This is a genomic window from Xanthomonas sp. 3075 (assembly GCF_014197275.1).
GTDB classification, from domain to species: Bacteria; Pseudomonadota; Gammaproteobacteria; order Xanthomonadales; family Xanthomonadaceae; genus Xanthomonas; species Xanthomonas campestris_B.
Genome location: NZ_JACIFI010000002.1, coordinates 148,532 through 173,355, shown reverse-complemented (window position 1 = coordinate 173,355; position 24,824 = coordinate 148,532). Strand labels below are relative to the sequence as shown.

Genomic DNA, 24,824 nt, shown 5'->3' with positions numbered 1-24,824 from the left:
TGATGTCGCCATTGCCACCACCGGCGCCGCCGGCGCACGTGCAGGCGCAGGCCGCTCTAGCCGAGGTACTTGGCAGCTACCTCCGTCAGCACGGAGTTGCGCCGGAACCGGCCCTGCTCCGGCAGCTGCTGCAGGAAGCGCCGGTGCTGGAGTTGCTGCATTGGCTCGACGCCACCGTCTTGCGCCTTGCGCCGCCGCTTGCGGCTGCATTGGCATCCACGCCGCCGCCCGCTCCCTCCGCGACAGCCGAGGCGCAGATTGCAACGGTACCGAGTCAGGCCGTGCAGACCCAGGTCGAATCGATCACGCTGGGTAAGAATGCGCCTGCAGGACCGGCGTCCGCTCCTGGGGTGGCGGCCGATGCGCTTTTCGTGGCTCCCGCTACCACCGCGCCCACAACAACGGCGCTGCGTTGGCGATTTGCCAACGCGACCGCGGGGACGCCATATCGCGCCCAGGCCACGCCAGTCAGTGATCCGCAGCGGCCCCAGCTTCAGTATCGCCTGATGGCGGTCGATGGCCTGCAGGGAAGCGGCTTGCGCTTCGACGCAGCGGACGGCGTCCTGTCCGGTGTGCCGAGCACAGCCACGGCGACCGGTGAAGAAATGCATTTTGCCGCGCGGTTCGTGCCGGTCGATGCGGCAGGGGACGCGCCAGTCCATGCCGGCGTGGCCAGCTTGCTGGTCAATCCCGACCCGCGCGCGCTGTGGAAACAGCGTGAGCCGGATGCAGCCTTGGGCCTGCGTAAACCGCATACCGCAACGGCGCACGCGCAGATTGCCGGCGCGCAGGTGGTCGCCGCCAGTGTGCGCGGGCGGTCCCACGCAAATGCGGCCAGTTTCCGCGAAGACGATTTCGCCATTGCCACCGACCGAGATGCACGCTGGCTGGTCTGCGCGGTTGCAGACGGCGCCGGGTCGGCGCCGCTGTCGCGACGCGGCTCGGAGCTGCTGACGCGGCATGCCGTCACCACGCTGGCGGCGCACATGGATGGCATCGAATGCTGGGCGCACGGCCAGGCGCTGCAATGGCAGCAGCACGCCGAGGTCCTGCCCAGGGTGCAACCACGTCTGGCGCAGGCCGTTTGCGCCAGCCTGGTCTCGGCCAGCCAGGCCCTGGTCCAGCACGCCACCCTGCTTGGCGTCGATGAAAGTGCACTGGCCGCGACATTGATGCTGACCGCCGTGCGGCCTTGCGGCGAGCAGCTGCTGGTCCTCAACTACTGGATCGGCGATGGCGCCGCGGCGGCCTACGACGCTGCTACCGGCCAGGTGCAGTTGCTCGGGCATGCCGACGCCGGCGAATACTCCGGTCAAACCCGGTTCTTCCTTTCCGATGCGTTGGCCGGCGATCCGCAGGCGGCCGTGCAGGCGCGCCTGCGCTGCGTATGGCTGCCTGCAGGCGCGAAGGTGATCCTGATGAGTGACGGCGTGTCCGATCCCAAGTTCGGCACCGAGCGCGCCTTGCAGGACCCGGCGCAGTGGCAGCACTGGTGGCAGACCGATATTGCGCCGCAGCTGCACGTTGAGCAGGGCAGTGCGCGCTGCCTGGATGCGCTGGTGGACTATCTCGGCTTTTGGTGCCCAGGCGAGCATGACGATCGGACCTTGTTGATGATACAGACGGAGCGGGTGCAATGAGCGCTGCCATCATCCGGACCACCGCCCACGATGGCAGCGCCGTCGAGTTCTACGACCAACTACGTGGCAGTGGCGGACTGAAGGACTGCTATTTCAGTGTGGACGGCAGTTATGTGGTGCTGTTCTTTCGTCAGCCGCCCGATGCCAATGTGCGTGAGCGGATCGCCAATATCGTTGGCCGTTTCCGCGACGGTATTTTCAATCAGGTGGGCGGCGAGTACTGGAGCGGCATGTTCTGTTGGCCGCAACGCACCCTGGAATGGAATGGCCGCTTCGGCCTGGTTGCGCCGATGTACGCACGGCACTTCTTTTTCGAACATGGCTCGCGCAATGGCGATGTGCTGCAGATCGTCGGCCGTGAGAAGGAAGGCAAGTGGTTTGCCTCTGCCAATAACCGCAGCAAGTATCTGGATCCGCGCGAACTGGGGAACTGGGCCAGCCACTTGCGCATCTGCCTGCTGATTGCCCGCGCAGTCCGCCGCCTGCATATGGCGGGGCTTGCGCATTCGGATCTCTCCTACAAGAACGTGCTGGTCGATCCGGTCGGTGGCAACGCCTGCATCATCGACATCGATGGGTTGGTGGTGCCGGGAAAATATCCGCCGGACGTGGTCGGGACGCCGGACTTCATCGCGCCGGAGGTCGTCGCCACCGCCAGCCTGCCCAAGCACGACCCGCAGCGTTGCCTGCCGTGTATCCAGACCGACCTGCATGCGCTGGCCACCCTGATCTACATGTACCTGCTGTATCGCCATCCGTTGCGTGGCGGCAAGGTGCACGACCCGGATGCCACGCGCGACGAAGAGCTGGCGATGGGCGAACGGGCGCTGTTTGTGGAGGATCCGCACGATGGGTCCAATCGCGTGCGGTTGAGTGATGTGCGCAGCAGCGAACTGCCCTGGGCCGATACCACCGCGCGGCCGTATACGTTGACCGGCCCCTACCTGGCGCCGCTGTTCCTGCGCGCCTTCACTGCGGGGCTGCATGATCCGCAGCAGCGGCCGCAGGCCCTGGAGTGGGAGAACGCGCTGGTACGCACCGTCGATCTGCTGCAGCCATGCACCAATGTCCGGTGCGAGCAGGGGTGGTATGTCTTCGACAATACGTCGCGGCCGCGCTGTCCGTTCTGTGCCACGCCCTATCCCAATGCGCTGCCGGTGCTGGATCTGTATTTCTCCACGCACACGCCCGGTCAGTTTCGGCCGGAAAATCATCGTTTGGTGGTGTACGCCGGCCAATCCCTGTTTCCCTGGCATGTCAATCGACACCTCGCGCCCAACGAAAAGCTCGCCCTCGAGCAACGGCGACGCGTGGGCTACTTCGTGCTGCACGAGGAGCGCTGGTATCTGGTCAATGAGGCGATGCCCGAGCTCTACGATGCGACCGGCGGCATGCTGGTCCCCATCGGGGAAAAGGTGGAGCTGACGCAAGGGCGGCAGCTGCTGCTGTCGCGTGCGGAGGGCGGGCGCCTGCTGCATGTGCAACTGGTCCAGGCCGACGCGGCAAGCAGTGTCGTTGCGGTTGACTAGACTTGCGGGGCAGGTCACTCTTTCGACCTGCGGATTGCATACCGGCTGTGCCGATGCAACGGTATAGCGCAGACGGGCCAAGCCAGGGACAGGGGCAGTGACGAATCTACAGGTCGGACAGAACATAGCCCTGGAGGGCGATCGGCTCGACGCGCAGGTCACGGTCGCTGGCGTGCCTTCCGGCATGGATCTGGATCTCAGTGCGTTCGTCCTGAACGCCCAGGGCCAGGTCATCGATGACAGCGCCTTCGTTTTCTATGGGCAGCCAAGCTTCCAGGCCGGCGCCGTCATGCTCGATGCCGCAGCGCGGCGGGTGAGCGTGCAGCTGTCTGCGTTACCGGCAGCGGTCGAGCGCGTGGCCGTTGCGATCACCATCGATCAGGGGATGCGGCGTGCGCAGCGCTTTGCGCAGCTGCAGCAACTGACACTGGAGGTGGCCAGTGGTGGTCAGGCTTGCACCTTTGCCCCGCCGTTGGTCGGCATGGCAGAGACGGCGTTGATCCTGGCCGAGTTCTACCGGCGCAACGGCCAGTGGAAGCTGCGTGCGGTGGGGCAGGGATTTACCGGGGGGCTGGGCCCGCTGGCAAAGCATTTCGGCGTGGATGTGGCTGACGATCCGGATGCGACCACGGCCGCGCCTGCCAGTGTGCCGCCGCCTGTGCCCGTCGCCCCGCCACCGCCACCACCACCACCACCGTCGGTAAATCTGTCCAAGATCGTGCTTGAGAAATCCAAGCCGGTGGCACTGGAGAAGGCGTCCGGCAAGTTTGGTGAGATTGTGGTCAACCTGCGCTGGAGTCGCGGTGGCGGCCTGTTTTCGCGCGCCATCGATCTGGATCTTGGCGCGATGGTGGAGATGCAGGACGGAGACAAGACGGTCATCCAGGCGCTGGGCGGCAATTTCGGTAGCCTGGCGCAGATGCCGTACGTCAAACTCATGGGCGACGATCGCAGCGGCAGTTCCGGCCAAGGCGAGTTCCTGCACCTCAATGGCGATGAGTGGTCGCGCATCAAGCGCGTGTTGATCTTCGCCTTTATCTACGAGGGCACTCCCAACTGGTCCAGCGCCAATGGCGTGGTGACCATCCGTGCCTCGGGCCAGCCGGAGCTGGAAGCGCGCCTGGACAGCCCGAACAATCGCGACGGCATGTGCGCCATTGCCATGCTCGAAAACAGCAACGGCACCCTTCGTGCAACCAAACAGGTGGAATATTTCACCGGGCACGACACGATGGATCTACGGTTCGGCTTTGGTTTTGAATGGAGAGCCGCTCGCAAGTAGCCGGTATGTCTCGTCCAGCGGGCGCTGCCATGTGCCCGTGGACGATCACCCGCGTTTCCCAGGAACCGCAAGGTTCTGATTCTTACCCCGTAAATCTAAGGAGTTCACTATGAGCGTCAGTCTTTCCAAGGGCGGTAACGTCAATCTCAGCAAGGAAGCACCTGGCCTGAGCGAAGTGGTTGTGGGCCTGGGCTGGGATCCGCGCGCCACCGATGGCAGCGAATTCGATCTGGATGCCAGTGCATTCCTGCTCAAGCCGGACGGCAAGGTGCCGGACGACAGCAGCTTCATCTTCTACAACAACAAGACCTCTGCGGACGGTTCGGTCGTGCACCAGGGCGACAACCGCTCCGGCGCTGGCGAGGGCGATGACGAGCAGATCGCCGTCTCGCTCAACGGCGTCCCCGCCGCTGTCGACAAAGTGTCGTTTGCCGTCACCATCCACGAAGCCGAAAGCCGTCGCCAGTCGTTCGGCATGGTGGGCAATGCGTACATCCGCGTCGTCAACAAGGCAGACAACAAGGAATTGGCACGCTACGACCTGACCGAAGACGGCTCCACCGAAACGGCGATGATTTTCGGCGAGCTGTACCGCAATGGCACTGACTGGAAGTTCCGTGCGGTTGGTCAGGGCTTCAAGGGTGGCCTGGGTCCGCTGGCTGCACAGTACGGCGTCAATATCGGCTGATTCCGGCATGGCCAGCTGCGTCGGCGCAGCGGCCACGGAGATGGATCATCGGTGGCCGCGCGAATGCAGATTCGCGCGGCCACCTTCACGCCGGGCGCGGCTCGGTGATGACTCAAGGAGACTGCAATGAGCGTTAGTTTGAGCAAGGGACAGCGTATCTCGCTGAGCAAGGAAGCCGGCGCACAGTTGACCAAGGTGGTCATGGGGCTGGGTTGGGATGCAAAGAAGACCAAGGGGTTTTTCGGGTTTGGCCAGCGTGACCAGTCGATCGATCTGGATGCCTCGTGCCTGATGTTCAACGATGCCAATCAGCTGGTCGACCAGATCTGGTTCCAGCAATTGAACTCGCGTGACGGCAGCGTTCGACATACCGGCGACAACCGCACCGGCGATGGCGATGGTGACGACGAGCAGATCGTCGTGCAGCTGGACAAGATTCCGACCGGAGTCAAGAGCCTGGTGTTCATCGTCAATAGCTTCACCGGCCAGAGTTTTGCGGAAATCGAAAACGCGTTCTGTCGCCTGGTGGATGCCAATGGCAACAAGGAAGTCGCACGCTACAACCTGTCGTGCCAGGGCAATCACACCGCCCAGCTGATGGCCAAGTTGTATCGCCATGAAAACGACTGGAAGCTGCATGCCATCGGCGAGTCCTGCTCCGGCCGGACGTTCCACGACATGCTGCCGGTCATCAACGGCCAGCTGTAGGCATCCAGCTGTAAACATCCAGGACGGCTGCCGCGCCTGCGGTGCCGTCCTTATCGGTCGGCACCATGCGCGGGGCCGCGTTTGATCTTTCGAGTATCCGTATGTCACTTCCCCACGCACGCGTCTGGTTCAACCGGCACTACGCGACCATTGCGCGCATCATCGATCATCTTCGTGGCGAGGCCGAGCCACTGCCGATCTGGACATGCGTCTCCCATCGGCAGGAGAACTTCCGCGGCTTTGCCCGTGCCGACCATGCCTTGCTCGAACCTGCGGGCCTGAGCCCGGCCGACTATCTGCAGTGGTGCTACCAGGTGGTGCAACAGCTGCAGATCACCCACCTGGTGCCCGGTTACGAGCAGAGCCTGCTCACCAGCCACCGCGCGGAGTTTGCGGCGCTGGGCTGCCAGATTGTGCATGCGGCGCCTGCCGACATCCTTCCCAACCTGCATCACAAGCAGTGGGTCTACGCGGCAGTGGACGGATTGGTACCGCTACCGGAGTACCGCTATGCAACCACGCTGGCGGAGGCGATTGAGGCAATCGAGCAGCTGAGCGCGGATGGGGTGGTGTGCGTCAAACCCACCGTGTCGGTGTACGGCAAGGGCTTCTATCGACTGGTGGACGGTATCGAGCCGAGCACCTATGCCTGTAGCCCGCAGGAATGGATCGAGCGCATGCAGCGCTTGCCCGCGTTTGAGCCGCATCTGGTGATGCGCTATCTGCCCGGTGTGGAGTACAGCGTGGACATCGCCGCACGCGATGGTGAGGTGCTGGCGTGCGTGGTGCGCCAGAAGGATCCCAACAGCAAGGTGCAGCAGCTTTCCATGCGCGCGGATCTGGTGGGCTTCGCCACTGCGATGGTGAAGCGCTTTGGCGCCAACGGGCTGATCAACGTGCAGTTCAAGGACGATCTCGCTGGTGCGCCGATGTTGCTGGAGATCAATCCGCGTGCGGCCGGCGGGATCGGCATGAGCTGCATGTCCGGCATCAATCTTCCGCATGTTGCGTACCGCGCCTGCATCTTTCCCGAATTGCCGGTGCATGTTCCGGTGCCGCGCCTGGGCATTCGAGTGACCGAAATCTCGCTGGCGGTGGAGCTGCCTGATGCGCATCCCTTGCCTGGCACGGTGATGCCGCAGGTTGCGGTCGACGCATGAGCACGTTGCAGGTCACCTTGCCTACCGGCACGCTGCGCTGCGCCGGCCAGCCCGGCAATACCCGAGCGCTGACCGAGATCTGTGGCGTTGGGGCGCGCCGCAATCCCAAGCGCGGCTTCGTCTTCGTCTCCAAGGTGCTGGGTAAGCATTGGCCCGCCTCGCCGTCCACGATGGCGCAGGTGCAGGCCGAGCTTGCGGCGCAGATTCCTGTGCCGGCCGATGAGATGGTCCTGTTTGTGGCGCTGGCCGAAACCGCGACCGGGCTGGGGCACGGGGTGTTCGAAGCGTTCCTGCAACGCGTCGGCAGCCGGGCGATGCTGCTCCAGACCACCCGCTATCCGCTCGACGGTGCGCAGGTGCTGCGGTTCGAGGAAGAACATAGCCATGCCACCCAGCAGTTCCTCTATCTGCCCGAGTCGCCCGAGCTGCGTGCGGCGCTCGAACGGGTGAGCATAGTGGTGCTGGTGGATGACGAGGCAACCTCGGGCCGGACCTTCCTGAACCTGGCAATCGCCTTGCGAGCGGTGTGCCCGCGCCTGCGTACGGTGCATCCGGTGGTGCTGACCGATTTTTCCGAAGGCCGGGTGCAGGCGTTGCTGTCCGCGCTGCCGGGCATCGCCGAGGTTACGCCCATCTCGCTGTGGTCCGGCACGTACCGTTTCGAGCGTGATCCGGCGGCTGTGCTGGTATCGGCGCCTGTGGCCTACGCTGCGGTGGCTTGCCGTCGGCAGCACGTCAGCGGCTACACCGCCCGGCTGGGCCTGGCCGCCGCCATCGCGCTGCCGGACGTGCTGGTGCAGGCTTGCCATGCGGCGCTGGACCAGCGTCCGGTCCTGGTGATCGGTACCGGCGAATGCATGTATCCGGCGCAGCGGCTGGCGCAGGCGCTGGAAGCGCTTGGTTATGCGGTGCTGGTGCAATCGACCACGCGCTCGCCGCTGATGCAGGCCGGCGCCATCGACGACATCGCCGTGGTGGAGGACGTCTATGGCGAGGGGATTCCCAACTATCTCTACAACCTGACGCGCTCCCCGAACGCTGTACGGATCGTGGTGCACGAAAGCCGCGAGCGCGCCTGCGTTGACCGACTGGTGCAGCAACTGCAGGCCATCGAAGTGGATCTGGTCGAGCAGCGGGTCACCACGCCGATGCAGGCGGTGGCCTAGATGTACCAGGTAGCCTTGGTCGATCTGGACGACACCCTGTTTTCGTCGTTGCGCAAGCAGCCGCAGGCAGAGGGGCTGGAGCCGGCGGCGTTGTTGGTCGATGGCACTGCGGTGAGCTACACCTCGCCGCGCCAGCGCCTGTTTGCACAGTGGCTGCGGCAGGCCGATCTGGTGGTGCCGGTGACGGCGCGCACGCTCGAGACTTTCGCGCGCGTGCTGCTGCCTTTCCACGGCCCCGCGATCGTGGCCCATGGCGCCACCATCGTGAATGCGCAGCGGCAGATCGACCCAGTGTGGGCAGCAACGATCCAGACCCAGATGCAGGCACAGCTGCCGGTCCTGCAGCAGCTGCAACAGGCCTTGTCGGACCGGTTCGGCGATGCACTGGAGGTCAGCATCGCCGGCGCGCCGCAGCAGCCGGCGTATCTGGTGGCGCGCGAGCCTTCGCGCGACGAACAGGCGGTGCGCAGGATTTCCGACCAGGTCATCGCGCCATGGGTGGAGCAGCATCCGGGATATACCTATCACGTCAACGGACGCAATCTGGCGGTGTTGCCACCGTGCGTGGACAAGCGACTGGCGGTGCGGCATCTGCTGGCAGGGCTACGGCAGCAGCATGGCGAGTTGTTCGTCGTAGGGGCAGGCGACAGCGTGACGGATCTGCCGTTCCTGTCGCTGTGCGATCTGGCGATCGTGCCCACCGGGTCGCAGGCCTGGGCGCAGGTGCGCGGTCTGGCTGGCGGGCCGCACGCATGACATCGCTCGGGTTCTCTGGCAGCTATGCGCCAGGTGATGTGACCTTCCTGCTGACCCAGATCGCCGTCGCGCCGATGGCGGATCTGCAGGAAAAAGAGCGTCTGATCCAGGGCGGGCACACGCATTATTCGGAAATGCTGACGCCGGAGCAGTTGCCAGCTCCGGAATATCTGGCCTTGTTCCGCAGTGCCGTGGCGCGTCATCTGCCCACGATGGCGCGCGACCTGCTGCAACTGGCGAGCGCGGTGCGGCAACGGCATGCGCGGCCGGTGCTGGTATCGCTGGCGCGTGCCGGCACGCCGATCGGGGTGGCCTTGCGGCATGTGTTTGCCAGCCGGTGGAACATGGACGTGCCGCATTATTCGATCTCGATCCTGCGCGGCCGCGGGATCGACCGCGTGGCGCTGGCCCACTTGTGTGCGCAGCACGATCCTGCGTCGCTGGTGTTCGTTGACGGCTGGACCGGCAAGGGAGCGATCACCGCCGAATTGCATGCCTCGGTGGCGGCCTTCAATGCCGCGCAGGGCACGCAGGTGGCGGCGGATCTGTTTGTCCTGGTGGATCTTGCCGGGTGTAGCGCCGGCCATGGCTCAATCGAGGATTATCTGATCCCGTCGGCCATTCTCAATGCCACCGTGTCGGGCCTGGTCAGCCGTACCGTGCTCAATGCCAGCATTGCCCCCGACCAGTTCCACGGGTGCGTGCTGTACCAGGACCTGCGTGCGGGTGACATGTCGCAATGGTTCGTTGCGCAGCTGCTCCAGGCAGCCGCTGCGCTGCCTGCGCCAGTACATGATGGCGCCGCGCAACCGGCGCAACGTCGCGCGGCCGCATTGCGTTGCACCGATAGCCTGCGCCAGTTGCGCACGGCATTTTCGGTGCACGATGATCATTGCCTGAAAGTGGGCATTGGCGAGACCACCAGGGCCATGCTGCGACGCGCGCCGCGCGCGCTTTGCCTGCAGCGCCCGGACGATGCCGATACCGCTCATCTGCGCTGGCTGGCACAGACCCGCGGTATTGACGTAAACATTCTTTCCAGCCTGCCATTGAAGGCGGCGGCGGTCATCAAGGATCTGCGACATGTCTGAAGCCTATCGGTTGGGTGCCTCGCTGTACGTGCCGGCGACCAACGACAATCTTTCCGAAGTGCTGTCGGGGCGCCAGTTTCCGCAGGCGCGTTCGCTGATCGCCTGCACCGAGGATGCGGTGTCGTCCACCGACCTGCCGCATGCGATGAGTCACATCCGACGGACCTTGCCGACCTTGCCGCCACGGTCGCACGGCCCGCTGCGGTTCATTCGCCCGCGCAATGCTGAAGTGCTTGGGCAACTGCTGGCGATGCACGACATCGACCGCGTACACGGGTTCGTGCTGCCCAAGATCGACACCGACACGCTGGGCGCCTACGAGCGGCAGCTGGCCGATCACGATTTCTGCATCATGCCCACCCTGGAGACGCCGCAGGCGATGGATCCGCTGGGGCAGCGCGAGATCCGTGCCTGCCTGCAGGGCAGCCCGCTGAGTTCGCGGGTGCTGGCGGTGCGTATCGGCGGCAACGATCTGCTGAGCATGCTGGCAATGAAGCGGGTGCGCGGCACCACGATCTACGACACGCCGGTCGGCCTGGTCATTCAGCAACTGGTCCTGGCATTCCGGCCGTACGGCTTCCAGCTCACCGCGCCGGTCTACGATTTCTTCGACGATCCGCAGACCTTGCGGCGTGAACTTGCCATCGATACCGCGATGGGGCTGGTCGGCAAGACCGCGATCCATCCGATGCAGATTCCCGTGATCGAGGACGGGCTGCGGGTCAGCGACGAAGACCTGCGTGCTGCGCGCGAGGTGCTCGGCGCCACCACGGCCGTCTTCAAGTCCAACGGCGGCATGGTCGAGAAGGCCGTCCACACGCGTTGGGCGCAGGCCATCATTGCGCGCCAGGCCATCGTGGCGCTTTGAACGGATGAGTCGCAGCCGGCGCAGTCGGGCCAGCAGGTGCATGGCATGGACTGGGGCGCGGTGTGAGGCTGGGTGGCTCTGCCAGGCGGGCCTTTGTTGAGCACCAGAGGCGTGCAGAACTGTGACCGCCAGCGGCCAGCGTATGTGCGGCAGCTAGCCCAACCGAACCCAACTGGTCAGCAAAAATGCCGGTTTGGGCCTTGACTGCGCAGTGAAATTGGCGGGTCCTGCGGCCTGGCACCGACCGTTCGTCAGACAGTGCTTTGTGCCACAAGGGTTTGCGGCATTTTCCCACATTTGGTGTTGACCCCTCCGGGTGACCCCACTATCTTGGGGCAGTCGGTGGTTGGTCGCCCAAGGCGTCCGGACCAGTGAGAGCATTGATTTGCAGCAGGTTGCCAATCAAACGCCTCTCCGCGGCGGCAGCGACGAACGATCACAGCCATCCGGGCGTCGCCTGGAGCGGGCGGCGTGGTCTCGTTGCGCCGCGGTTGTTTCGCCACCGACCACTGCGCGACAGCACACCGCGTGGTGGCGGCCGTGGAATCTCCGGTGAGGAGATGGCTGGTGATGGCGATGCCGCCGCAGACCGTGGGTCTTGCGTGCTGGTCGTCCCGCACCGTCATCGCTGTCCAGGGAGTCCGGATCCGGTCGCAGCCCGTCCCCAGCGGGTTCGTGTGCCTACGCATGGAGGACGCATGACCACCAACGACACCCTTGCCGCGATCGCCGCCGGCACCGCAGCACCCAACAGCGTTTCCGCCAGCGTTCCAGCCAGCGTCAGCGCGCCCGGTTGCGGCGCGCCGGAATTGACCGACCCGTCGGACATCGTGCCGCCTCCCCGCCAAGCCATTGCAATGCACGCACAGACCATCGAAGAACAAGCCGTCGCCACCTGGATCACCAAGGAAGCCGGCAACCGCAAGATCCCGTTCGAGCCGCAGCGCCTGGAGCGCGCCATCGACCAGATCCATGCCGAATTCCCGCAGCTGGACGTGGCCGACTACAAGCGTTCGGTGTTCGGCTTCGTCGATCGCAAGGACAGCGTCAACGCCGACGACCTGGTGGACCACCTGATCCGCGAGGCCGAGGCCCGCGTCGATCTGACCACCCCGGAGTGGGAGCACTTCGCTGCGCGTCTGTACCTGCGCCGTCTGTACAAGCGCGCCAGCCGCAACCGCTTCTACGACGCCAGCCAGAAGTACGGCTCGTTCGTCGGCCTGCAGGAGAGCCTGGCCGACCGCAATGTCTATTCCAACGACATCCTGCGCCGCTACTCCAAGGACGAGCTGATCGAAGCCGGCAAGATGATCGAGCCCGAGCGCGACAAGCTGTTCGCCTATAACGGCCTGTATTTGCTGGCTACCCGTTACCTGGCCACCGACAACTCGCGCGGCGTGTTCGAGCTGCCGCAGGAGCGTTGGCTGACGATTGCGCTGTATCTGATGCAGGACGAGATCGGCAACGGCAAGGGCAGCCGCGAGCGCCGCATGCAGCTGGTGGGCGAGGCCTACTGGGCGCTGTCCAACCTGTACATGACCGTGGCAACGCCGACGCTGGCCAATGCCGGCAAGGTCGGCGGCCAGCTGTCGAGCTGCTTCATCGACACCGTCGACGACAGCCTGCAAGGCATCTACGACTCCAACACCGACGTGGCGCGCGTGTCCAAGCACGGCGGCGGCGTGGGCGCGTATCTGGGCTATGTGCGTTCGTCGGGTTCGGCGATCCGTGGCGTGTCCAATTCCTCCGGCGGCGTGGTGCCGTGGATCAAGCAGCTCAACAACACCGCGGTGTCGGTGGATCAGCTGGGCCAGCGCAAGGGCGCCATCGCGGTCTATCTGGACATCTTCCACCGCGACATCGAGTCGTTCCTGGATCTGCGCCTGAACAACGGCGACCAGCGCCTGCGCGCGCACGACGTGTTCACCTCGGTGTGCATCCCCGACCTGTTCATGGAAGCGGTCGAGCGTCGCGGCGACTGGTACCTGTTCGATCCGCACGAAGTGAAGCGGATCAAGGGCTGGTACCTGCAGGATTTCTACGACGAGAAGAAGGGCGACGCCAACAGCAGCTTCCGTCGCAAGTACGAGGAAGTCGTCGCCGACGAGCGCATCACGCGCAAGACCGTCAAGGCGATCGAAATCTTCAAGCGCATCATGGTCAGCCAGCTGGAAACCGGCAACCCGTTCATGTTCTATCGCGATGAAGTCAATCGCAAGAATCCGAACAAGCACGAGGGCATGGTCTATTCGTCCAACCTGTGCACCGAGATCCTGCAGAACATGAGCCCGACGCGGATGATGCAGGAGATCATCAGCGGCAATCAGATCGTCACCACCAAGAAGGCGGGCGACTTCGTCGTGTGCAACCTGTCCTCGATCAACCTGGGCCGCGCGATCATCGCGCAGGACGACCAGGCCGATCTGCTGGGCGCCGACGTGCTGGAACGGTTGATCCCGATCCAGGTGCGCATGCTCGACAACGTGATCGATCTGAATCAGCTGCCGGTGCCGCAGGCCACCATCACCAACCAGAAGTACCGCGCCATCGGCCTGGGTACCTTCGGTTGGCATCACTTGCTGGCGCAAAAGAGCATCCATTGGAATGCCAAGGAAGCCGAGGATTACAGCGACGAGCTGTACGAGCGCATCAACTATCTGACCGTCCAGGCGAGCATGGAGCTGGCCAAGGAAAAGGGCACCTACAGCGTGTTCCGCGGCAGCGACTGGCACACCGGCGAGTACTTCCGTGCGCGCGACTACAACAGCCCGCAGTGGCTGGAGCTGTCGGCGCAGGTGGCCGTCAATGGCGTGCGCAATGCCTGGATGCTGGCGGTTGCGCCGAACATGAGCACCGCACAGATCGCCGGCTCTACCGCCTCGATCGACCCGATCTATAGCGCGTTCTACTACGAAGAGAAGAAGGACTTCCGTCGTCCGGTCGCCGCGCCCGGCCTGTCGCTGGAAACCTGGCCGTACTACGAAAAGGGCGCCTACAAGGTCGACCAGTTCGCCAGCGTGCGCCAGAACGCGCGTCGCCAGCGCCACGTCGACCAGTCGATCAGCTTCAACTTCTACGTGCCCAGCACCATCCGTGCGAGCACGTTGCTGGATCTGCACATGACCGCCTGGCGCGAAGGCTTGAAGACCACGTACTACGTGCGTTCCAACGATATCGATATCAGTGAGTGCGAGTGGTGCAGTAGCTAAAGCGCATTCGCGCTTTCGCTTCCACGGTTCGCGTTGCGAACCGTGGACCCTGCTTCATCAGCTTCCACACCCCGCGCCTTCGGCGCGCCCCCTGACTCAGGGGGCTTTCCTCCAGAACGATTGCTGCCGTCGTCCCTGCTGCACGCGCGCGCGACGCCTGAAACACGAGTAAAGACCCATGTCCGCAACACCGCTTGAGCGCATCAAGATCCTGGAGCCGCGTCACCCGAACCGCTCCACCGCCATCATCAATGGCGAAACCTCCGGCATCCTCAACTGGAACGACATCCCGTACCCGTCCTTCTATCGGGCCTACAAGGAGCTGTCGACCAACTTCTGGATCCCTGACGAAGTGGACATGAAGGGCGATGCGCGCCAGTACAACGAGCTGTCGGCGCGCGAAAAGAACGCCTACGATTCGATCATCGGCTTGCTGGCCACGCTGGATTCGCCGCAGACGCGCTTCATCTACAACGTTGCCGAATACATCACCGACCCGGCCGCGCATGCCAATGCCGCGATCATCGGCCAGCAGGAAGTGATCCATAACGAGAGCTACAGCTACGTGCTGGCCTCGATCACCGGCCTGGCCGACCAGAACCGCGTGTTCGAAATCGCGCGCACGCACCCGACCATCATCAAGCGCAATGCGCCGATCATGGGCGCCTACGAAGACTTCATGCGCGACAAGACGGCCGAAACGCTGATCCGCGCGCTTATCCAGTCCTCGATCCTGGAAGGCATCAACTTCTATTCCGGCTTTGCGTATTTCTACAATCTGGTCCGCCAGAACCGCATGACCGGCACCGGCAAGATCATCAGCTTCATCAACCGCGACGAGCTGGCCCACTCCAAGTTCATCAGCGAGTTGATTCGCGCGATCATCGGCGAAAACCAGCAGCTGCAGGGCGACCAGCTCACCGACTACGTGCACAAGGCCTTCGAGCACGCGATCGACCTGGAAACGGTGTGGACGGCCGAAGTGCTGGACGGCATCGACGGCATCGACGTGGACGAGATGATCCGCTACGTGAAGTACCGCGCCAACAAGATGGCCGGCATGCTCGGCATCGAGAAGCTGTACGAAGGCGCCAACGACAACGTGATGCCGTGGATCAAGGCCTACGCCGACAACTTCACTGAGACCAAGACCGACTTCTTCGAGATGCGGAATGCCTCGTACAAGAAGACCAATTCGGATAACGGCTTCGACGATCTGTGAGTAATCGGGAATAGGGAATCGGGAATGGCAAAAGCAGACAACACCGCGCTCTTCCGATTCCCCATTCTCCACTCCCAATTCCCCGCCCCATGAACATCCTGCTGGCCCTGGCATCGTTGAGCGGCAATACCCGCGATGTGGCGCGCAGTGTCGCGCTGCACTGTGAGGCGGCCGGGCACACGGTGACCTGGCTGGAGACCGATGTGCAGCGGCTGGAGCAGGTGCCGCATGCGCCAGGGCAGTACGACCTGTTTCTGTTTGGCAGCTGGACCGACAACGGCGGGCGTACGCCGTCGGAGATGAAACGCTTCATCGTCGAGTTGGTCGAAACGCTGGGCAAGCCACCGCAGGTGGCGGTGTTCGGCACCGGCGAAACGCAGTGGGGCGAGGACTATTTTTGCGGTGCGGTGCATCGCATCGCACAGTTCTTCGCCAGCCCGTTTCCGCGCTTGACCATCGAACAGATGCCCCACGGCCAGCGCGACGCGCAGGCCATCGCCGCCTGGACCGACGAGGTTCTGGCCCAATGCAAACACGATCCCCATGATGCACACCATTACCGTCACGTCGCCTGAGCACTACACCCAGACCCTGGCCGCGCATCCGCGCGCGCTGGTGGATTTCTACAAGGACAACTGCCCCGGTTGCCGCATGCTCGACATGTCGCTGGACAAGTTCGCCAACAGCGATGCGGCCGACGGTGTGGCCTTGTTGAAGGTCAAGCTGGAAGTGGTGGGCGAGGAGTTCTTCCGCGACCTCGGCCTGCGGCAGACGCCGACCTTGGCGTTGTTCAAGGACGGCGCCGAAGTGACGCGCCTGCCCGGTTTCCAGTCGCCGGCGCAGGTCGAAGCGGCGGTTCGTAGCGGGCTGTGAGCATGCCGGCCGTCCATTGCGGTAGCGCAGGCGCCCGGCGATGAACGCGACCGTCACCATCGTCGCCTGGAGCTTCCTGCTGGCGGGGCTGGGCATGTTGGTCGGTGCCGCGCTGCTACCCGACCAGGCGCGCTGGATCCTGTTGCTGTTGGGCCTGGTATTCGGCGGTACCGGCGCTGGCCTGCTGGGCTATCGGGTGTGGCATGCGCGCCGTGCCGCCTGGCTACGCCAGCATGGCACGGTGGTGGAGGCGACCTTCGTCGAGGTCGAGCTCAATCCCTCCCTGCAGGTCAACGGCCAGCATCCGTTTCGCATTCTTGCCCAGCGCCACGATCGCACCCATAACACGCTAGCCGAGTATCGCAGCGACAATCTGTGGGTGGATCCGCAGCCGTTCCTGGTCGAAGGACAACGGCTGCGTGTGTTCGTCGATCCGCAGCGTCCCACGCGCTACCACATGGACCTGAGTTTCCTGCCGACGCTGCAACGCTGATTGCCCCCTTCCTCGACGGTCCCGCCCCATGACCAGCACCACCACCGTTGCACCGACCGAGGCCCGCATGGCCGAGATCGTGTTTCCCAACCATACCAACCACATGGGCACGCTGTTCGGCGGCCAGGCGCTGGCGTGGATGGACAAGGCCGCGTTTCTGGCGGCATCGCGTTATGCGCGGCGCACGGTGGTGACCGCGCGCTCGGACCAAGTGGATTTCAAGCTGCCGATCCGTCAGGGCCAGATGGTCGAGACCATCGCGCGGGTGGTGTCGGTCGGGCGCAGCTCGATCAAGGTGGAGGTGGAGCTGATCGCCGAGGATCTGCTCAGTGGCGCGCGGGAGTTGTGCACGCGCGGTACCTTCGTGATGATCGCGCTGGATGCCGACGGCAAGCCGACCTCGGTGCCGCCGCTGCCAGCCGTCGCCGGCTGACTGCGCTTATTCCTCGACCTCGCGGTCTTCGCGCTTGGTCTCGGCCATCGCTTCGGGTTCCAGCTCTTCGGCGCTGCGGTTGAGTTTGACGAACACGCCCCAGGCGATCAGCAGCAGCGCCGCGCACAGGCCAACCGCTGCGGCGTACGGCAGCTTCGCCGGGTCGTCGTGCATCAGCTCGAAGATCGACACCAGCGTTTCGATCGCCAGCGCAATCACGATCACCACGAAAAAGCGCGATAGATAGCGCCGCACGCGGGTGGGTCCGCTGACCTTGACGTCGCGCAGGATCTCTTCTTCGAAGATGGTCTGGCCCAGTTCCAGCGTCACCAATGCCACGGTGAGCAGGCCGATGGCTTCCAGCACCACGTTGAAACGGTCGCGCACCACCATGTCGCCGCCGGGCGTAAACCCGTGCCACAGCTCCAACCCAGCCATCGCCACCAGGCCCGCCGCGCACAGCACGAAAAACGCCAGGATCACCAGGTGACCGGCACGGAACAGGTGGCTGAGCAGTTTCATCAGGGGGCAACACGGGCGATGGGACGCAGAGCATCGTGTGCGCCACGTCGTTGCCGCGCGAAGGCAAGGGAATGATGAGCGTGGCGCATTGCAGGTCTGTGCGCGGTGCGGATAAGGGGAATGCGGTCGCGTCAGGCCTGCGTGCGGCCATGTCTGGTTGCTGCAGGCTCTGTCACGCGCCTTGGAAAGTGGATAGGGCTTTGCGCTGAGTAACCTGGCTAGCCAGAGCCCCCTCATCCGGCGCTGCGCGCCACCTTCTCCCGCTCGCGGGAGAAGGGAGTAGTGCGCGATGTGCCTTGTTTCCCTAGGTGCTGCAGCCATGCATCCAGCGATACAGTCGATACAGTCGATGCAGTCGATGCAGTCGATGCAGTCGATGCAGTGGAGCTACCCGTTCCCTTCCCCCGCATGCGGGGGAAGGTGCCCGAAGGGCGGATGAGAGGCGCCGTCGCGTCACGCCTTCAGCCACTGCACGTCCTCTGCCCGCATTAGGCCTGACGCAGCACCTGATACGCCTGCAGATGCACGTGTGCCGCCATCAGCAACGGCGCATTGCGCCCGGTTTCGCGCACGCGCTTGAGCATGTCGCCGACGATCTGCGCTGCTTCCACATCCTGCCCGGCCTCGAGGTCGCGCAGCATCGAGGCCTTCAACGGTGAGTCCAGCTGCAACAGCGTCTGCAACGCCTTGGCGCGCGCGGCTTCGGGAATCGACTGCCCGGCCGCGTCGGCGGCCCACAGGCATTCGTTGTACAAGCCGTTGATCACTGCACGCCCGTCGTCGGTGGCAACGATCGCCCCGACCGGCGCGCGCATCAGGCAGGTGGCCGCCGCCAGCGCGGTGAGGAAGCTGTACTTGATCCACTGCTCCTGCACGATCTGTTCGCTGGCCACATGGTCGATGCCGGCCTGCACGCAGGACGCAGCAAGCGCCTGCACACGGGCCGATGTGGCGCTGCCATCGCGCTCGCCGAAGGTCATCGCCGCCGGCTTGCCCAGGTGCAGGATCTCGCCGTGTTCGCCCTTGGTGGCGCTGATGAAGCACAGCCCACCCAGCACGCGCGCCGCGCCGAAACGTTCGTCCAGCGCCGCGTAATGGCGCAGGCCGTTGAGGATCGGCAGCACCGTGGTGTGCTCGCCCACCGCCGGCGCAATCGCCTCGATCGCGCTGTCCAGGTCGTAGGCCTTGCAGCTGAGGATCACCAGGTCGAACGGCCGCTGCGCCACCAGCGCCGGCAGGTCCTGCGCGGTGACATGCGCCACCGCGAGCTGTGCATCGCCCAGCGGGCTGCGGATGCGCAAGCCATCGGCCTGCAGCTGCGCAGCGCGCGCAGCGCGCACCAGAAAGGTGACATCGACACCGGCCTGGGCCAGGCGTCCGCCGAAATAGCCGCCGGTGCCACCGGCGCCAAGAATGAGCATGCGCATGAAATCGTCTGTCCTGAAGGGGGGGGGCACTGCAAGGGAGCGGACAGCCAAGCGTGTCCAATTCCCTTCCCCCGCCTGCGGGGGAAGGTGCCCGAAGGGCGGATGGGGGAAGGAGCGTCCGCTACGAACCCGCTTTCCCGATAGAGCCCGCGCCCGGCGTTCGCATCAGCTACGCAGCCCGACACCGCGCCGCAGCAGCCACAGCGCCAATGCGCTGAGGACCGCGACAAAGCCCAGCATCAGCGCGTAGGCCACCCAGATCGGCACGTCCGAGCTGCCGAGCAGGCCATAGCGGAACGCGTTGACCATGTAGAAGATCGGGTTGGCATGCGTGGCCGCCTCGGCCCAGCCGGGCAGCAACTTCACCGAGTAGAACACGCCGCCCAGATAGGTCAGCGGGGTCAGGATGAAGGTCGGCACGATCGCCACGTCGTCGAACTTCTTGGCGTACACCGCGTTGACGAAGCCGGCCAGCGAAAAGATGATCGCGCCCAGCAGCACGGTGGTCAGCGTGACCAGCGGATGCGGGATGCGCACCGGGGTGAAGAACATCGCGATGACCAGCACCAACGCGCCGACCATCACCCCGCGCAGCACCGCGCCGGCCACATAGCCCCACAGGATCACCCAGTTGGGCATCGGGCTGACCAGCAGTTCTTCCACATGGCGGCCGAACTTGGCGCCGAAGAAGCTGGAGGAAATGTTGCCGTAGCTGTTCTGGATCACGCTCATCATCACCAGGCCCGGCACGATGAACTGCATGTACGTGTAGCCGCCCATGTCGCCCACGCGCGAGCCGATCAGCCCGCCGAAGATCAAGAAGTACAGCGTCATGGTGATGGCCGGCGGCACCAGGGTCTGGCCCCAGATGCGCAGGATGCGCTGCACTTCGCGGCGCACGATGGTGCCCAGCGCAATCCAGTTGCGGCGCGCGTTGGTGGGTTCGGTCACGGTGCGGATCTCGTTCATGGCTGGCCTCCGCTGCGCGGCTGCGCTGGCGGTGTGCCATTCGGGGCAACAGGCGTGGGTGCGGTGGCGGCTGCATCGGCAGGTACCGGCGCGTCACCGGTCAGGCGCACGAACAGCTCTTCCAGCCGGTTGCTCTTGGTGCGCATCGAGCGGACCCGGATGCCGGCGCCGCCCAGCGTGGCGAACACGCGATTGAGATCCATCGCGCGCGGCATGTCCAGATCCAGCGTGTGGCCGTCGATGGCGGTGAGCGTGGTGCCTTCGATCACCGGCAATTCGGCCGGCAGGTCGCCGTCGATATCGAACAGGAAACCTTCCACGTCGAGCTTGGCCAGCAGCTCGCGCATCGGCCCCTGGGTGACGATCTGGCCGTGGTTGATGATGGCCAGGTTGCGGCACAGGTGCTCGGCCTCTTCCAGGTAATGCGTGGTGAGGATGATGGTGGTGCCGGCGGCGTTGATCTCCTTGAGCACGCGCCACATGTCGCGGCGGATCTCGATGTCCACGCCGGCGGTGGGTTCGTCCAGGATCAGCAGGCGCGGCTGGGTCATCATCGCGCGGGCGATCATCAGCCGGCGCTTCATGCCGCCGGACAGCGTGCGGCTCATCACCTGGGCCTTTTCCCACAGGTGCGCGCGGCGCAGCTCCGCTTCGGCCAGGCGCTCGGCCTCGGCGCGCGGCATGCCGTAGAAACCGGCGTAGTTGACCAGGATGTCGAAGGGTTTCTCGAACAGGTTGAAGTTGACCTCCTGCGGCACCAGGCCGATCAGCCGCATCGCATCGCTGCGGTGGCGGACCAGGTCGGTGCCGAACACTTCCACCTGGCCGGCAGACAGGTTCACCAGCGAGCTGATGATGCCGATCAGGGTGGACTTGCCGGCGCCATTGGGGCCGAGCAGGGCGAAGAAATCGCCCGGCACCACGTCCAGCGAGACGCCTTTGAGCGCCTGGGTGCCGTTGTCGTAGGTCTTGCGCAGATCGCACACGCGCAGCGCGGGTGCTGCGGTCAGGGAGGGGGCAGTCAAGATGGTCCTTCGCGCCAGGGTGACGGCGCAGCGAGTTGCAGCCGTTATTATAGAAGCCCGTTGGGGGTTGCCCCGATCACAGACTGTCCTAAATACGTTCGTGCCCGTCCAATTTCCTCTCAAACTTGTCGACCGGCGCATGATTGCGCCCACCGTAGCCCACTGTCAGTTCGTGCGTGACGACGGGCAGCCGCTGGATTTCCAGCCCGGGCAGTTCATCCAGATTCATTTCAGCAACGCCGATGGCACCCCAACCAAACGCAGCTATTCGCTGGCGACCATCCACGACCATGCGTTGGGACCGGGCGAAGCGGTGGATATCGCAGTGAGCTTCGTGCCAGGTGGCGCGGCGACCGCGCTGTTCGAAGGGTTGGAGATCGGCGACCAGTTGCAGGCCAGCGGGCCCTACGGCCGTTTCTGCCTGCCAACGGGCGACCACAACCGGCGCTATGTGCTGATCGCCACCGGCACCGGCGTCACCCCGTACCGCGCGATGCTGCCGCTGTTGGCCGAGGCGATCGCCACCCGCGGCGTGCAGGTGCTGCTGCTGCAAGGTGCGCGCACCCCGGCCGAGCTGTTGTATGGCGATGACTTCCGGGCGTTCGCCGATGCGCATCCGCAGTTCCGCTACGTGCCCTGCTTCTCGCGCGAACTGCCCGAGCAGCCGCACGCCGATGTGCGCCACGGTTACGTGCAGCAGCAACTGGCCGACATCGCCCCCGATGGGCAAGGCGACATCGCCTACCTGTGCGGCAACCCGGACATGGTGGATACCTGCATCGACGCGCTGAAAGAAGCCGGCCTGCCGAACGCACAGATCCGCCGCGAGAAATACGTCAGCCCGCCGCCGGCAAAGAGTTGAGGGCTTAGGCCTCGCGCGGGGCGGCTGTGGCCGGCCCCGCGCAGGTGATCCTGGCCAGGCAAGGTCATGCCCGGCCATGGCGAGCGTGCCGCAGCGAGCACTGGCGCGCTGCGGCGCAACGGCGATGGCCGCCAGTCCTGCTCAGTCTCGCTGTGTGCGGACAAGCTGCGTCCGGATGGTGCCGGGCTTATCGGCTTGGCGCCTTGCCGGGCGCTCGCTGACAACGGGTCCGGGCAATCGGATCGCGCAGGATCTGTATGTCAAGGACGCTTGACAGCCGGAACTATTCGGCGCATCTTGCCTGTCAAGCGTACTTGACAGGCGGGTGGGATGTCTCAGCAGCGTCAGCAGGCCGATCGCACACAGCCATGGCCGGCATCTCCATCGAAGCACGCTTGCGCCCCGCGCTGGGCCACGCCTGCCATGGAGCAGGGCAGGCCAGGCGCATGACCACCTGCAATCGCAACGCGCTGATCGCGTTCTGCCTGGGCCTAGGATTGCTTGGCGTTGCGGCGCTGTGCCAGTGTCGGCAATTGCCGTTGAGCGAGTATCTGGCCGGGCTCAGTGCAGGTCTGGGTGTCTTTTGCCTGCTGCTGTCGCTGGTGCTGTGGCTATCGCGCAGCAATCTGCAAGACAGCACGCAACCGGCGCTGGCGCGACGCTATCACCGCGAATTCGGCGTGCCGATGCTGTTGTATGTGGTGGTGATGCTGTTCTGGAAATATCTGCTTGGCCGCGTGGATCCCAACTGGGCGCGTGTGTTGATCGCGTTGTTGCCTGCGGTGCTGGTGGCGTTGGTGATCCGCGCGGTGGCGCGGCACGTGCGCGATTCGGACGAGATGCAACGGCGTATCGAACTGGAATCGATCGCCATCGCGGCCGGGCTGGTCAGTGGCGCGTACATGACCGGTGGCTTCCTGCAGGCCGCTCACCTGATCGACATCCCGGCAACGGTGGCGATGCTGTGGGTGTTCCCGATGTTGTGCGCGCTGTACGGCGTCACCAAGAGTATCAACGCGCGACGTTTCCAATGAACAGCCGGGTTCGCGCATTGCGCGAGGCCAGTGGTTGGTCACAAGGCGAGTTGGCCGAGCGGCTTGGCGTGTCGCGGCAGACCATCAACGCACTGGAGACCGGCAAGTACGACCCCAGCCTGCCGTTGGCGTTTCGCATCGCGCGGTTGTTCGGGGAATCGATCGAGCACGTGTTTCTGTATGAAGACGGGCAGTAGCTGCGCCGGTCACATCCGACCGACTGCAGCGTCAGGGGACACGGAATACCAGGAGAGGGTGGACATGGTGAAGCAACCCACAGTGGTGGTGGCAGTGCTGATCGCAATGCTGGCTGGCGGATGTCAGCGCGCAGACGCGCCTGCAAAGGAAAACGATGCAGCGGTGCAGCGCACTGCGCCGTCGCGCGCGGCAAAAACCCAGACCGGCACAACGGAAGGCAATCGTTATGGCGCGCTGCAGTTTGCGCCGTGCACGCTGAGCTCCGGCAGCGCCGCCGGCAATATCGAGGCGCAGTGCGCGCACCTGCGTGTGCCGGAAAATCCGGCCGTGCCGACAGGGCGCAACATCGACTTGAAGATCGCCTGGCTGGAGAGCGATGCCGGTGCGGGCAGTACGCCGGACCCGGTGTTCTTCATTGCCGGTGGACCAGGCCAGTCGGCCACGCAGGTCGCCGCGATCGTGGACATGGGGCTGCGCGAGGTACGCAAGCAGCGCGACATCTTCCTGGTCGATCAACGCGGCACCGGCGGATCGCATCCGCTGCAATGCCGCGATGCGGCCGGCAAGGCGCTGACGCTGGAAAACGACAGCGCAGCCACGGCCGAACAATTGACCAACTACGCACGGCAATGCGCGCAAGGGCTGCGCAACGATGCCGACCCGCGTTACTTCACCACCCGCCAAGCCATTGGCGACCTGGATGCGGTGCGCGCGGCACTGGGCGTGCAGCAGGTCAACCTGATTGGCGGTTCGTACGGCACCCGCGTGGCGCAGCGCTATGCGGCGCGCTATCCGCAGCACACGCGCACGCTGGTGATCGATGGCGTGGCGCCCAACGATCTGGTGATCGGCGGCGAATTTGCGCGCACCTTCGAAGATGCGATCGCATTGCAGGCAGCGCAATGCCGCAAGCAACCGGCATGCGCCAAGCGCTTTGCGGTGGATACGCGCACGCAGTTGCGGGATGTCGTCGAACGGCTGCGGCAAGCGCCGGTCGCGGTGGACTACCGCGACCCACGCACCGGCGCGCTGCGCCACGAACAGGTCACCGCCGACACCGTGGTCGGCCTGGCATTCGGGTTTTCCTATGCGCCAGAAACTGCTTCGCTATTGCCGCTGGTGCTGGACGAAGCGGCGGCCGGTCGCTACGCCTCGCTGATGGCACTGGCGCAGATAAGTGCCTCGGACATGTCCGATCAGATGAATCGCCCGATGCAATGGTCGGTGTTGTGCAGCGAGGATGCGGGCCGCTACACGCCGCCCACCGGCAAGGACGACACCTTACTGGGCGCGGAGGTGGCACAGATGTTCTTCGCCCCGTGCAAGGCCTGGCCTGCCACGCCGGCACCCGCGGCCGATGCGGCACCGTTGCGCTCCAACCTGCCGGTGTTGCTGTTGTCGGGCGAACTGGACCCGGTGACACCGCCACGCTATGCCGAACGTGTCTTGCAGGGCCTACCGAACGGCCGGCATCTGGTGGCGCCGGGCCAGAGCCACGGCGTGTTCCGGCTTGGCTGCATGCCCAAATTGCTGGGCCAGTTTCTACAGACTGCCGATGCCAAGGCACTGGATGCGCAGTGCGTGGCCAGCCTCAACAATGTGCCTGCATTCACCTCGTTCAATGGATGGGAACCATGAGCCGCACCGACCACGCCACGGAGGCGCTCGC

General features: G+C 64.7%; 24 protein-coding genes. 20 read left to right on the top strand and 4 right to left on the bottom strand.

The window, feature by feature from the left end:
* Positions 1-2 precede the first annotated feature (2 nt).
* From GGR62_RS02730 to GGR62_RS02655, 16 genes are all read left to right on the top strand, one after another.
* A complete protein-coding gene (locus GGR62_RS02730) occupies positions 3-1,640 on the top strand; it encodes a protein phosphatase 2C domain-containing protein (RefSeq protein WP_184406454.1) in 1,638 nt (545 codons plus the stop codon).
* The gene (locus GGR62_RS02725) at positions 1,637-3,169 is read left to right on the top strand and encodes a kinase (protein ID WP_184406453.1); all 1,533 of its coding nucleotides are present in this window, start codon (positions 1,637-1,639) and stop codon (positions 3,167-3,169) included. Before GGR62_RS02730 ends, GGR62_RS02725 begins: the two co-directional genes overlap by 4 nt.
* Before the next feature lie 97 nt (positions 3,170-3,266).
* Positions 3,267-4,451, top strand: coding sequence for a TerD family protein (locus GGR62_RS02720; RefSeq protein WP_184406452.1), 1,185 nt, complete (start codon positions 3,267-3,269; stop codon positions 4,449-4,451).
* 109 nt (positions 4,452-4,560) lie between these two features.
* Positions 4,561-5,139 (top strand): TerD family protein, encoded by a 579-nt coding sequence (locus GGR62_RS02715; protein ID WP_046963563.1) that lies wholly within the window; start codon positions 4,561-4,563, stop codon positions 5,137-5,139.
* A gap of 126 nt (positions 5,140-5,265) precedes the next feature.
* Positions 5,266-5,847 (top strand): TerD family protein, encoded by a 582-nt coding sequence (locus tag GGR62_RS02710; RefSeq protein WP_184406451.1) that lies wholly within the window; start codon positions 5,266-5,268, stop codon positions 5,845-5,847.
* A gap of 101 nt (positions 5,848-5,948) precedes the next feature.
* Complete coding sequence (locus tag GGR62_RS02705) at positions 5,949-7,007, top strand: ATP-grasp domain-containing protein (protein WP_046963561.1); 1,059 nt, start codon at positions 5,949-5,951, stop codon at positions 7,005-7,007.
* Positions 7,004-8,173 carry a phosphoribosyltransferase domain-containing protein gene (locus GGR62_RS02700; protein WP_184406450.1) on the top strand — a complete coding sequence of 390 codons (1,170 nt, stop codon included), beginning with the start codon at positions 7,004-7,006 and terminating at the stop codon, positions 8,171-8,173. Before GGR62_RS02705 ends, GGR62_RS02700 begins: the two co-directional genes overlap by 4 nt.
* The gene (locus tag GGR62_RS02695) at positions 8,174-8,929 is read left to right on the top strand and encodes a hypothetical protein (RefSeq protein WP_184406449.1); all 756 of its coding nucleotides are present in this window, start codon (positions 8,174-8,176) and stop codon (positions 8,927-8,929) included.
* The gene (locus GGR62_RS02690) at positions 8,926-10,020 is read left to right on the top strand and encodes a cysteine protease StiP domain-containing protein (RefSeq protein ID WP_046963559.1); all 1,095 of its coding nucleotides are present in this window, start codon (positions 8,926-8,928) and stop codon (positions 10,018-10,020) included. Before GGR62_RS02695 ends, GGR62_RS02690 begins: the two co-directional genes overlap by 4 nt.
* Positions 10,013-10,888 (top strand): HpcH/HpaI aldolase/citrate lyase family protein, encoded by an 876-nt coding sequence (locus tag GGR62_RS02685; RefSeq protein ID WP_184406448.1) that lies wholly within the window; start codon positions 10,013-10,015, stop codon positions 10,886-10,888. Before GGR62_RS02690 ends, GGR62_RS02685 begins: the two co-directional genes overlap by 8 nt.
* Before the next feature lie 698 nt (positions 10,889-11,586).
* Positions 11,587-14,097 (top strand): ribonucleoside-diphosphate reductase subunit alpha, encoded by a 2,511-nt coding sequence (locus GGR62_RS02680; protein WP_184406447.1) that lies wholly within the window; start codon positions 11,587-11,589, stop codon positions 14,095-14,097.
* Between the two features lie 178 nt (positions 14,098-14,275).
* Complete coding sequence (locus GGR62_RS02675; protein ID WP_184406446.1) at positions 14,276-15,319, top strand: ribonucleotide-diphosphate reductase subunit beta; 1,044 nt, start codon at positions 14,276-14,278, stop codon at positions 15,317-15,319.
* Between the two features lie 89 nt (positions 15,320-15,408).
* Entirely contained in the window at positions 15,409-15,894 is a 486-nt protein-coding gene (locus tag GGR62_RS02670) for a flavodoxin (protein ID WP_184406445.1), read from the top strand.
* Positions 15,866-16,192, top strand: coding sequence for a thioredoxin family protein (locus tag GGR62_RS02665; protein ID WP_184406444.1), 327 nt, complete (start codon positions 15,866-15,868; stop codon positions 16,190-16,192). The genes GGR62_RS02670 and GGR62_RS02665 overlap by 29 nt, the downstream gene beginning before the upstream one ends.
* A gap of 40 nt (positions 16,193-16,232) precedes the next feature.
* Positions 16,233-16,685 (top strand): DUF3592 domain-containing protein, encoded by a 453-nt coding sequence (locus GGR62_RS02660; RefSeq protein WP_184406443.1) that lies wholly within the window; start codon positions 16,233-16,235, stop codon positions 16,683-16,685.
* 28 nt (positions 16,686-16,713) lie between these two features.
* Positions 16,714-17,118: an acyl-CoA thioesterase gene (locus tag GGR62_RS02655; RefSeq protein ID WP_184406442.1), complete on the top strand. Its 405-nt coding sequence runs from the start codon at positions 16,714-16,716 to the stop codon at positions 17,116-17,118.
* 6 nt (positions 17,119-17,124) lie between these two features.
* Here the strand turns inward: GGR62_RS02655 and GGR62_RS02650 are convergent, their stop codons facing one another.
* The 4 genes from GGR62_RS02650 to GGR62_RS02635 all read right to left on the bottom strand — a co-directional run bounded on the left by GGR62_RS02650 (position 17,125) and on the right by GGR62_RS02635 (position 21,061).
* The gene (locus GGR62_RS02650) at positions 17,125-17,640 is read right to left on the bottom strand and encodes a hypothetical protein (protein ID WP_184406441.1); all 516 of its coding nucleotides are present in this window, start codon (positions 17,638-17,640) and stop codon (positions 17,125-17,127) included.
* A 488-nt stretch (positions 17,641-18,128) separates the two neighbouring features.
* Entirely contained in the window at positions 18,129-19,067 is a 939-nt protein-coding gene (panE, locus tag GGR62_RS02645) for a 2-dehydropantoate 2-reductase (RefSeq protein ID WP_184406440.1), read from the bottom strand.
* Positions 19,068-19,232: 165 nt separating this feature from the next.
* Complete coding sequence (locus GGR62_RS02640; RefSeq protein ID WP_184406439.1) at positions 19,233-20,036, bottom strand: ABC transporter permease; 804 nt, start codon at positions 20,034-20,036, stop codon at positions 19,233-19,235.
* Positions 20,033-21,061, bottom strand: coding sequence for an ABC transporter ATP-binding protein (locus tag GGR62_RS02635; RefSeq protein ID WP_184406438.1), 1,029 nt, complete (start codon positions 21,059-21,061; stop codon positions 20,033-20,035). The genes GGR62_RS02640 and GGR62_RS02635 overlap by 4 nt, the downstream gene beginning before the upstream one ends.
* A 1-nt stretch (position 21,062) precedes the next feature.
* Between GGR62_RS02635 and GGR62_RS02630 the strand changes: the two genes are divergently transcribed.
* From GGR62_RS02630 to GGR62_RS02615, 4 genes are all read left to right on the top strand, one after another.
* Positions 21,063-21,923 (top strand): ferredoxin--NADP reductase, encoded by an 861-nt coding sequence (locus GGR62_RS02630; RefSeq protein ID WP_184406437.1) that lies wholly within the window; start codon positions 21,063-21,065, stop codon positions 21,921-21,923.
* Between the two features lie 446 nt (positions 21,924-22,369).
* Entirely contained in the window at positions 22,370-22,957 is a 588-nt protein-coding gene (locus GGR62_RS02625; protein WP_184406614.1) for a hypothetical protein, read from the top strand.
* Positions 22,954-23,154, top strand: coding sequence for a helix-turn-helix transcriptional regulator (locus GGR62_RS02620; RefSeq protein ID WP_184406436.1), 201 nt, complete (start codon positions 22,954-22,956; stop codon positions 23,152-23,154). Before GGR62_RS02625 ends, GGR62_RS02620 begins: the two co-directional genes overlap by 4 nt.
* Positions 23,155-23,212: 58 nt before the next feature.
* Complete coding sequence (locus GGR62_RS02615) at positions 23,213-24,793, top strand: alpha/beta hydrolase (protein ID WP_184406435.1); 1,581 nt, start codon at positions 23,213-23,215, stop codon at positions 24,791-24,793.
* Positions 24,794-24,824: the final 31 nt, after the last annotated feature.